Consider the following 12,272-nt stretch of genomic DNA (forward strand, 5'->3'; position numbering starts at 1 on the left):
ATCTGACTTACCAGACAACTTAGAACTCAACCTTAAAGTAGTGATGAAAGAAAAGGTTTGGATTGGAGGAGGACATAGAATAGACTATGCAAACAACTTCCAGTTTGGCTTGCTCTTCGACAAGATGCGCATTGGTTATATCTACGAGATGCCGATGCTGAGAAGCTACTTACTTCCCAATGTGACGCATGAATTCATGTTGACTTATGCACTGTTTGGAGATAGGAGAGGGATGATTTGGTAGGGGGAGTTTGAAAGATACAAACCCTTTACGACGTATGGATTTAAGACGTTAGGGGGACTGTTAAATGACTGTCTCCTTATTGTTTAATCGCTTAACTGATTAGTTGTTTTTAATGGGGAAGTAGGTTGTAAGGAGTTGGTTTTAATTAGGGAGAATTAATTGTTAAAGCTTAAGTGTTCAAAGAATCGACTTCCAAATGTTTATGAATCTAGTCCTTTTGCCTTTTTCTTTAACCTTTTTTTATTTAACACAAAGAGCCCTAAGACCAAGAAGAGGATGCTAATCGTTAAAATAAATTACTCCATTATATTCACGAACACTATTCGCTAAACACTTAACGACGTTATCTTTAACAATTTATTCAGTTTAACATTCCTATTCCTCCTTGCAAATAATATAATCCACATAATTAATCAAATACCTATGGCTACAAAAGAACAAATCGAGGATATCAAATTTAAGTTATCAATTGCGATGGAATACAAAAAGCTTTATAAGCAATTGGATCTTGATTTGACTACACTTGCAGTAGCTGTAGGTATTTCTTGTTGGTCATTATCAGATCTGATAAAGTCAGCGTATGGGATTGGTTTTAGAGAATATTTGAATGATATCAGAATTAGAAAAGTTCTTGAGGAAATAGCTCGTTTTGGTGACTCTTTGGAAGTTAATGATTATGCAAGGTTAGTAGGTTTTCGATCTAGAGTTACATTTTTTAATGCTTTCAAAAGTCGTTTGGGTAAATCTGTCAGCCAATATATTAGTGAGAATACTAGCCTAGATAATTACTAAATTACTCATTTGACCAATTAACAAAATAATCTACTTTTAATCTTTCCTCCGGTCTGATACAATATGATTGAATAACTTTTTTTCAATTTTATTTGCAGGAGTCTCCTTTTGAACGCTTTGGTCTTTTTTCACGAACTCCATAGGAGTCAAACCTGTAAATTCTTTGAATTTTTTATAAAATGTTGTTCTATTGGAAAAGCCGATTTCACTCCACAATGCATCTATTGTAAACTCTTTTAAATATCCATTTTCAAGTTTACTTATAGCTTCTTTTATCCTATAATTATTGATCAATTGATTGAAGTTCATTCCAAAATAATTATTGATAACATACGAGGTAGCTCTAGTAGGATGACCAATTAGGAAGGCCAATTTTTCAACATTAATATCTGGTTTAATATATATTTTATTGATGTCAAACGCCATTTTGACAGCTTCAATTACTTCATTAAAATCGTCTTTTAAAGGCGTTTCTTTTGTCTTGGTAATATTGACATTTCTTATTTGATATAAGCCTATCAACGTCTCAGGATTTAAAATAAGGTAACTCGAGTAATAGATTAGCGTCCCATTGAAAATTATTGCGATTGTAAAACCAAGGATATTTAGAAATAAATTTTCAGTGGATTGGTTTTGGATGAATTGCAAAAAGAAATAGAAAGCAATAGCTATGCAATTTAAAGAAAAACTGATGCCAAAAATTTTAATCCACTTGATGATTTTCTTATCCAGCTTAAGCTCTTCTTTAGAGATATGTTTTAATCGAAAATTTTTATCGAAAATTAGTGGTACTATCAAGTAAGCGTAGAATAGTAGGATCAATCCTCTAATAATGGCAAACTGATTCTCTGGTAAGCAGCCGAAAGTCAGCATCAATTCATCTGAAATACCGTTAAGATTACTGACTAGGTGTTTTTTTTGATCTACGGGTGCTATGTAATAAGGTAAGTATTGAACAATTGCGATCAAGAATGGAATAAGGTGAAGGCTATCTTTCCATTTTAATCTATTTTCATCTCGAAGTATACTTCTAATATATAGATATGCAACTGCTGGTACTAACATGGAGGGAGGTAATCCTGTTCGGTAGAGAAACCAAAGGTTCTCTATCATACCAGCTTTCAATGCAACAAAAAGAAATAATCCATAGCTATTCAATAATAAAAAGACTAACAGAATATTTGCTGCATGGACCTGTTTGTCTACTCTTTTGCTAACCAGTATGATTAGGACAATGGATAGGATCAGTGCAGACAGTTGGATTAGCGTTATTGAGTTATTGAGCAATTCCTGCATGAATTTTTTATTGTAAACATTTCCGAAATGTTGAGTAATGTGCTTGGATTGGGTGGGTATTTACAAAGCTAAAGCATAAAATTTGAATCTATAAATTCTTTCTTAAAATTCTTAAATCAGCTTATTAATAATTTTACATGTTAGGTCAAATCACTAAATTAATTTTCAAATTGTATCAACTTTCAAATCAAAAAATAAAGGCTTGGATTAACAATTTTAATTTTAGAGTAATATGGTGCGAACTAAGTCTCCTTAACCCCTATGCTAATTTGAAAAAGTCAGATTGGCGCTCTCGAGTTTATATCATTTCATTATTAACTTTTTTAATGGTCAATTCCTTAAATGCCCAATCTAGTGAAGCCCCTCTAGGAAAAGGTACTGCTGAAGAGCCATATTTGATTGCAACCTTAGAAAATTTGTTTTGGATAACAGAGAGTATTGACCGCTTGGACGATCATTACCTACAAGTCAATGATATTGATGCTTTGGAGGTGAAAGATTGGACATGGGCACCATCAGGAAGTATCAATCAGGTGGGTAGAGGCTGGAACCCTATTGGCTTTGATGTCTCTAAACTTCCAAATTACCTAAGTAATGCATTTAATGGTGTATATGATGGTAATGGTAAAACAATTTCAAATATCAATTCCATTTGGCAGGATTCGAAAGTGGGAACAGGTTTGTTTTCCAAGATTGGTGAATCAGGGATTGTTAAAAATTTAACGATTTCTAATCTTGATATTAATGGTGGGTTTGCTACCGGCGGATTATGTGGTGATAATTTTGGAGAAATCCTTAACGTAAAGGTTTCAGGTAAGATTACGGGTAACCCACTGGGTAAGGATATCAATGGTTTTATAAACGTAGGAGGTTTAGTAGGTAGGAATTTTAGTGGTTTGATTAAGAATTCCAATGCGTCAATAGAAGTGTCTGGTGGCGGCCTAAGTATAGGCGGATTGGTAGGTGTCAATAGGCCTTTAGGTACAATTGAGAATTCTTATTCTAGGGGTACTGTGACTTCCTTTATTAATCAAAATTCCAATAGAATAGGTGGCTTAGTTGGTAGTAATTCAGGAGTTATAAAGACTTCGTTTTCTACTGTTACCGTAGAGAATGTCAGTTCTATTAATGAAGTTGGGGGTTTTGTAGGACGAAATGCCGGACATATTTTCAATTCATTTTCAACAGGAAAAGTTTCTGGGGGTAATTATATTGGTGGATTTGTTGGTTTCTTTGAATTTGAAGTAGCATCAAACTTGGAACCCCAAATTGGATATTCTTATGCCCTTGGATCTGTAACTGGTTTGAATGATATTGGTGGATTCCTTGGTGGTGGAACTGGAAATAAAGGGCAGATACGTTTTAATTATTCCATAGGGAGTGTTTCTGGCTCAGGAGCTAATATTGGAGGTTTTGCGGGATCGGCTGCTATAGGCGCTGCGGGTAGAAATTATTGGAACAGTACAATTTCTAATCAATCTACGAGTGCTTTTGGCCAGCCTTTGACAGAAACTCAAATGCGGAACTCCTCCAATTTTCTAGATTGGGATTTTTCGGCTACTTGGAATCAGCTTTCTAATAGCTTTAGCTCCTATCCGTTTTCAAGATCCATTCGCTATGGGGCTAATGAGGGCATTACCGAATTGCCTGTCTACCCTGGGCTTCAAACTTTTTCAGATCCTATGATTTTACGGTTTAATTTGAATTTTTCACCTGGGAATACCATTTCGATGCCTTTAAATGGACAAGTAGATGTTTTAGTGGACTGGGGAGATGGTAATTTAGAACAATTTACGAGTGCAGGGATTCACCAACATACCTATACCAATTCAGGAGTTTATGAGGTTAAAGTTTACGGTTCGCTCGAAGGTTTTGGGAATAGACTAGATGGTTATGTTGGTTCTATGAACCTAATCGAAGTCAAAGCTTTCGGTGATTTAGGTTTAAAGAGCTTACAGGGAGCGTTTCTTGATGCTATAAACCTAACTAAGGTACCTACTTCAATCCCAAGTTCAGTGACTAATGTGCGAAGTTTGTTTGAAGGAGCTAAGAGATTTAATCAGGACATAAGTAACTGGAATACCGGAAATATTACCAATATGTCCAGAATGTTTTGGCAAGCAAGTGCATTTAATCAGCCTATTGGCAGCTGGGATGTCAGCAAGGTTACTACAATGGGTTCTATGTTTAGTGGGGCTTCTTCCTTCAATGCTGATCTGGGTATGTGGGATGTTAGTAATGTTGAGGATTTTTTCTCCATGTTTTCGAGTGCCACTTCCTTTGAGGGAACGGGTCTTGAAAAATGGAACACTGCTAGCCTTAAACAAATTGCTGGGATGTTCAATTTTGCATTAAAATTCGATGCGGATTTAGGAAATTGGGATGTGAGTCGTGCGCAAAATTTTAAAAGGGTATTTTGGAATGCTTCGGATTTTAAAGGGAAAGGACTTTCTGAATGGGATGTATCCAATGCTACTGATATGGAAGAAATGCTTTCCGGAGCTTTAAAGTTTGATGCAGATTTAAGTAGTTGGAACGTGGAAAAAGTAACTTCAATGAGAAGTACTTTTTATGGAACTCTTTCTTTTAAAGGTGAAGGACTAAGCTTATGGAAACCACTTTCGGTTACAAATTTCTCTTCATTTTTGACTCTTACAGGAATGAGTAGTGCCGATTATGATCAATTGTTAATTGCTTGGAGTAAGTTGCAGTTAAAGCATAATGTTGTTTTTGATGCAAAATACATTTATTACTTATCTGATGAAGCTGAAGATTCGAAGTCAGTCTTAATTAATTCATTTAATTGGACCATAACAGATGCAGGTAGATTACAGGTTGATCAAGTTTTCTATTTCAGAATTGATACAAGGCTTTCGGAAGGGAAAACGCTAAGCCTTCCATTATTTGGAAACGTTGATGTGACTGTAGACTGGGGAGATGGAACTGTTGATATGATCACTAATGCTGGCTTACATGAGCATACTCTATTAGCGGATGGTATTTATGAAGTTAAAATTTTTGGGGAGTTGGAGCAATTTGGTAACGGTACTATTGGATATACTGGAGCTGAGTTTATAACTGATGTGTTAAGCTTTGGAGAATTGGGTCTTCAAAGTTTGAAAGGGGCATTTAAAGGAGCAGCACATCTGAAGCAGGTTCCTAATTCATTACCTAGCACTGTGGCCAATTTAAGAAGCATGTTTGAAGGTGCTAGCATTTTTAATCAAGCCATCAGTGGGTGGGATACGGGTAATATTACCGATATGTCCAGCATGTTTAATAATGCAGGTGATTTTAATCAGCCTATTGGTAACTGGGATGTCAGGAATGTCACTACCATGTCATCCATGTTTGCTAGAGCTTCTTCTTTTAATGCTGACTTAGGATTGTGGGATGTAAGTAAGGTGCAGTCGTTCGACTTTATGTTTTTCAATGCTACAGCCTTTGAGGGTACAGGATTGGAAAACTGGCAGACTCTAAGTGCTACAAATACCAGGTCAATGTTCACTGGTGGGGATTTATTTAAAGCGGATTTAGGTAGTTGGGATGTGTCTAGGGTTACTAGTATGCTGGACATGTTTTATGGAGCAAGATTATTTGATGCAGATTTGACCTTGTGGGAGGTTGGTCTAGTTGAGGATATGTCTGGAATGTTTTATGAAGCTAGTTCATTCAAAGGTGGTGGGTTAGATAAATGGAATGTTTCCAATGTCAATGATATGTCATATATGTTTTATGGAGCAAGTTTATTTGATTCGGATTTGGCATTATGGGAAGTAAATAATGTCAATGATATGACTGAAATGTTTTATAACGCCAGTTCCTTTAAAGGTATTGGTATAGATAATTGGAATGTTTCTAATGTCACTACTATGTCACAAATGTTTAATGGGGCTAGTTTGTTTGATGCAGATTTGACCCTCTGGGACGTTGGTCAAGTAAAAAATATGGCTGCAATGTTCCAAGGAGCCAGTGCTTTTAAAGGGAAGGGCTTGGATAAATGGAATATCACCAGTGTCATAAGACCGGAGCCAGGTACCGGTTTGGATGGGATGCTATTTGAAAGTGGCCTTACCTCTGAAAACTATGATGCCTTATTGATTGCCTGGAGTAAACTTAATTTACAGCCTAATCTTAGAATTAATGCCAAACCTACTCAATATTCTTCCGGTGAAGCGAGTATAGGTCGTCAGGCTATAATTGATGATTTTTCTTGGACAATTATTGATGGAGGGATGAACAGTCTTTATGCAAGGGGCAGTGGCACTGAAGCCGATCCTTTCCAAATTGAAACCTGGGAGCATCTCTACAACATCCGTGAGAATCTGGATGCTTATTTTGTACTTAACAATGATTTAGATGAGACCATTGAAGGTTATGCCGAATTTGTAGGTGGAACTATGGGATGGCTGCCAGTGGGGACAAGTTCTGAACCTTTTCGTGGTATCTTCAATGGTAATCGTAAGCAGATTCGAAAACTGAGAAGCATTCATTTGGCGATGGATGATGTAGCCATGTTTAGTTATCTAAGAGATGCCAAAGTATTTGATCTTGGGCTGGTCGATGTCGATATACATGGCAGTGCTTTTGTTGGAAGTTTAGCGGCTCGAGTACAAGGTAACACCCAAATTCAGCGTATATTTTCTAGTGGAAGAGTCAGGGCTCAATTCGCTTTTGCTGGTGGGTTTGTAGCCAGCTGTGAAGGTAGTTTTTCAATACCGTCACCTTCTCTAAGCGATATCTATAGCCTAGTGAGTGTTGAAGGTGGTCTGGGTGGAACACCCGGTAGTTCTTGGTCTGCTTTTGGTGGAATTGCTGCAATGGCTCCATTCTCTGTCATCCAACGTGTATATGCCGCAGGGACGGTGATCGGGCAAGAAGACGTCGGGGGAGTGTTGGGTCTGACCAATAATCATCGTATTTCCAATTCCTATTGGGATGTGGAAACATCTGGTGTGGGTGCACAGGGGAATACTAATGGTGGTGCCATTGGCAAAACTCCTGCCGAAATGAAGGATATTACCATCTTCACCGATGCTGGATGGGATTTTGAAAATGTATGGCAGATCAAAGAATCATCAAGTGGCTATATTTCTTACCCATATTTGAGAGGTTTGGATTATGATGAACCAGAAGTTGAGCCAGCCGTGAATCCTGTTCCTGGATTACGGAAAATTCCGTATTCAGGAGGATTAGGCAGTGTTGAAGTTCCATTCCAAATAGCAACCGCAGCTGACCTAATAGCCCTGTCCAATAGCCAGGAGGACTGGAATAAACATTTTATCCAGACATCGGATATTGTTTTTGATGTAGACCGCAAGCTTGTGGATTGGAATGGTGATGGAGTGATTGAGCCGGAGGGAGCTGACTTGTCGGGTTTTTTACCCATAGGTCTTTTTAGTGGAACCTATAATGGAAATGGTTTTAAAATTTATAATCTTCAAATCAATAGACCTGATGAGGATGAGATTGGTCTATTTGGAAAAATTGGTTTAGGTGCTCAAGTTTATAAATTAGGTTTGGAAGATGCCAGCGTCTTAGGAAGATTTCATGTGGGTGTCTTATCAGGACTAAATGAGGGTACCGTTCGTGAAGTGTACACACATGGGGACGTGATTGCTTCAAACATTGTTGGTGGGATGGTAGGAGAAAACCTGGAGTTGATCGAGAATAGTTATTCAGGCGCAATTGTCACTGGTAACACAGTAGCAGGATTTGTAGGGTTAAATTCAGGAATGATTTCGAAATCCTACAGCACCGGATTAGTAACACCTTTTGGAGGGAAGTTAAGTGTTTTCGGGGGCTTTGTTGCTATTAATGATAACGGAATGGTTACTGACTCTTTTTGGGACACAGAAACTTCCCAAAGATCAGGTTCTTCGGGAGGGGAGGGGAAAACAACTCTTGAGTTGAAGTTCTTATCAACTTTTACCAATGTTGATTGGGATTTTGATAATGTGTGGCAGATAGAAGAAGGAATTGGTGCTTCATACCCGTATCTTAGGGATGCTGTTCAAGGTTCTGTTCCTGGCTATATTCAATACTTTGCAGGTGGGGATGGATCATTTGAAAACCCTTTTCAGATTGAAACATGGGAGCACCTTTACAATATCCGGTTCAGAACTGTAGACCATTTTATACTCAAGAATGATTTAGCTCCTCAAACATTAGGGTATGACCTTTTCGTAGAGAATGAAAATGGTCTTGTAGATGGAGGTAAAGGGTGGATGCCAATTGACACGTTTCATGGGACGATTAGGGGAGATTTTGGCGGTCAGTTGAATTCAATTAAAGGTCTTAAAATAAGTCGCTCTTCGTCCAATACGATAGGTTTATTTGCTGAAATTAAAGAGAGTGCTAGTGTTCAAGACCTTTTGCTATATAATGCATCTGTTAATGGTTCCAATGGAGTTGGTATTCTTGCAGGAAATAGTTCCGGAGTAATTTTACGGGTGGGAGTATCAGGATCGGTTACCGGTAATTCTTCAGTAGGGGGATTGGTAGGTACTTTGGTAATCGAAGCTGGACAACAGGAAAGTCCTTATATAGAAAGTTCCTTTGCTAATGTCCAGGTAAATGCCATTGCTGATGGAGCTGGTGGTTTAGTTGGATACATTGCTGCAAGTAATAATGCAATGATTTTAAATTCTTATGCAAAAAGTTCTGTTATAGGGTCTGATAATGTAGGTGGTTTAGTAGGCCTAGCAGATAACTCTGGTATATATAGATCTTATGCCGCTGGTTTAATTGAGACAAATTCAACTGGAGCAGAAAATGTTGGAGGATTGATTGGCAAGCTACTTGATCTTAATGCAGCAGATATTAAAGCTAGTCTTTATGATACAGAGACAACAGGTCAGGCATTTGACCCTACAATTGATGCTGGAGTGGGGAAGAATAGCATTGAAATGAAGTCACTGTCTACTTATACGGCTCTCAATGAGACGACCTGGGATTTTGAAAATGTATGGCAGATCAAAGAATCAACCAGTGGCTATTTCTCTTATCCGTACCTGCGAGCATTTGAGTATGATGAACCTGAGTTAGAACCTGAGTTGAATCCAATTCCTGGGCTTTTTAAAATTGTTCCCCAATTTAAAAATATAGCAACTGCCGTAGTTCGAGAAGGGAGTTCACCATCAAATATGGTCTTGGATATTGATGCCATCGAAAAAGTGGGAGCTGAGCCTGATGTTAATATTACTTATACTATTTCAGGAGTTGAAGCAGCTGCATTCAATATAGATTTGCAGACAGGCTTATTGACTTTTATATCATCTCCTGTATGGATAGACAATAGCGATAATGTATACGAGTTGACCGTGACAGCATCTCATGTTTCTGGTAATACATCAGTTCAGGATTTGAAAATCTTTGTATACCCCGAGGTAGCTCTTGGGGACAATGTTTCCAGCTATCAATTAGGAAACGTACTACTAGGTAGACAAGCTGGAGACGAATTTGGACATTCGATTTCATTAAGTGCCAATGGAAGAATTATGGCTATTGGTTCTGAAAATAGTGATGGAAACGGTGCAGGTAGCGGTGCAGGTCAAGTAAGGGTATTTGAATTCCATAGCCAAAGTTGGGTGCAGCTAGGTCAAGACATCAACGGAGTAGCAATCAATAATAAATTAGGAAATGCAATCAGTATAAATTCAGATGGGACTGTATTGGCAGTGGCCGCGCTTCAGAATAGTCAAGTAGGAACATTCTCTGGTCAAGTTAGGGTATTTAAGTATGATAGTAATTCTCAAACTTGGCTACAATTAGGTTCAGCTATCAATGGAGATGCGGCTGGGAATACATTAGGAAGGGATGTTAGTATCAATGCAGATGGTAGTGTTCTGGCTATTAGTGCTAGGGGTGGTAGTGGCTATGAAGGTTTCGTTAGAATCTATAAATATTCTAATGATGATTGGCTACAGGTAGGTTCAACGCTAAGTGGAAATCCGGGTGAATCGGCAGGTCGTAAGATAAGCTTGAATTTGGATGGCTCTATGATTGCATTATCTAAACCTTACTTTGGTAAAGATGGATTAACCAGACTTGGACTTGTTCAAGTCTATAAAAATATCAACAATAATTGGGTCCAGGTAGGGCAGGATTTGATTGGAGAAAATCAAAATGATGATTTTGGTAGGGCAATTAGCCTAAGTGCCAATGGTTCCACATTAGCTGTAGGAACTCCATTTAGTGATCCCAATGGAATAAGTTCTGGCCAAGTCAAGATTTTCCGTTTGAATGCAGAAGATCAAGCTTGGGTTCAAATAGGTTCAAATATTGATGGAGATTTAGAGGCAGATTATTCTGGTGAAGCGATAGAACTGAGTGCAGATGGTTCAGTGATAGCAATTGGCGCTAGAGGGGATAGAATTCAAAGTGCCGATGGTACAAAAAATGGGCGTGTAAGGGTATATAGAGAATTTGAAAATGATTGGATTCTTCTAGGGGATGATTTCTATGGGGTGACCGAAGGGGATCAAGCTGGAAAAGCCCTAAGCCTAAGTGCAGATGGAACTACATTAGCCATTGGTTCAATAAAAAATGATGACAATGGCACTGATGCAGGTCATGTAAGGGTATTTAAGTTTGATAATTTACCAGAAGTAATAGGTTTAGAAATTACCGGAGAGCCAACAGAAGGGGCTGTCTTAACAGCTTCTTATGATTATGAAGATATTGATGGTGATGTTGAATTAGGAACAACTTTTCGATGGTTTAGGGCAAATGATAATAATGGAAACGGAGAAGTAGCCATAACTGGAACGACCTCAGCTAACTATACACTGACTAATGATGATTTGGGTAAGTTCATTAGGGTTGAGGTAATGCCTAAAAACAACAAAAATAGTGGTTCCGCTGAAAATAGTGGCTTTTTTGGACCGATCAAAAATAACCAGATCATCACCTTCAATCCAATTACAAATAAAATCTATGGAGATGCTCCATTTGCTTTAAATGCTAGCATAAACTCAGATCTTGAAATTACTTTTGAAAGTAGTGACTCCAATGTACTGAGCATATCAGGAAATACGGCAACTATTCATAGCGTTGGGCAGGTTACCATCACTGCAAGTCAAACTGGTAATGATCAATATATTGCTGCACAAAATGTGATACAAAACGTGATCATAAATCCAGCATCTTTAACAATCACTGCAGAAGACAAGACCAAAATTTACGGCTCCGATAATCCAACCTTAACCTTGACCTATTCAGGCTTGGTGAATGGTGATACCAAAGTAGCCACTGAGCCAAGTGTCACAACGACTGCGACAGTGGGTTCAGGAGTTGGTACTTATCCGATTACCTTGACGGGAGGATCAGATCCAAATTATGATATTAGCTTGGTAGATGGAGTACTGGAAGTCACCAAAGCAAGCTTAACCATCACCGCAGATGACAAGGATAAAGTATATGGCTCCGAAAATCCAGCTTTGACCTTTACCTACACAGGTTTGGTGAATGGCGACACGAAAGTAGCCACTGAGTCAAGTATTAGCACAACTGCAACAGCGAATTCTGGAGTGGGATCTTATCCGATCACCTTGACGGGAGGATCAGATCCGAATTATGATATCAGCTTGGCAGATGGGGTACTGGAAGTCACCAAAGCAAGCTTGACCATCACTGCAGATGATATGGATAAAGTATATGGTTCTGAGAATCCATCTTTGACTTACACATATGTTGGATTGGTGAATGGTGATACCAAAGTGGTAACTGATCCAAGTATCACGACGACAGCTACAATGAGTTCAGGAGTTGGCACTTATCCGATCACCTTGACGGGAGGATCAGATCCGAATTATGATATCAGCTTGGTAGATGGAGTACTGGAAGTCACCAAAGCAAGCTTGACCATCACTGCAGATGATATGGATAAAGTATATGGTTCTGAGAATCCATCTTTGACTTACACATATGTTGGATTGGT

4 protein-coding genes are annotated in these 12,272 nt (G+C 38.3%); 3 read left to right on the plus strand and 1 reads right to left on the minus strand.

Going from position 1 to position 12,272, the window contains the following annotated elements:
- The coding region (locus IEV57_RS17720) for a type IX secretion system membrane protein PorP/SprF (RefSeq protein WP_188444381.1) at positions 1 to 244 on the plus strand (244 nt) is incomplete at its 5' end.
- A 423-nt stretch (positions 245 to 667) separates the two neighbouring features.
- On the plus strand, positions 668 to 1,036 hold the full coding sequence (locus IEV57_RS17725) for a helix-turn-helix domain-containing protein (protein WP_188444382.1): 369 nt from the start codon (positions 668 to 670) through the stop codon (positions 1,034 to 1,036).
- Positions 1,037 to 1,072: 36 nt separating this feature from the next.
- On the opposite strand, the gene IEV57_RS17730 is transcribed toward IEV57_RS17725, so the two are convergent.
- The gene (locus IEV57_RS17730; RefSeq protein WP_188444383.1) at positions 1,073 to 2,332 is read right to left on the minus strand and encodes a helix-turn-helix domain-containing protein; all 1,260 of its coding nucleotides are present in this window, start codon (positions 2,330 to 2,332) and stop codon (positions 1,073 to 1,075) included.
- 326 nt (positions 2,333 to 2,658) lie between these two features.
- Between IEV57_RS17730 and IEV57_RS17735 the strand changes: the two genes are divergently transcribed.
- Positions 2,659 to 12,272: BspA family leucine-rich repeat surface protein (locus IEV57_RS17735; protein WP_229744559.1), on the plus strand; the 9,614-nt coding region annotated here is incomplete at its 3' end.

The sequence above is a fragment of the Belliella aquatica genome (genome assembly GCF_014637795.1).
Classification (GTDB): domain Bacteria; phylum Bacteroidota; class Bacteroidia; order Cytophagales; family Cyclobacteriaceae; genus Belliella; species Belliella aquatica.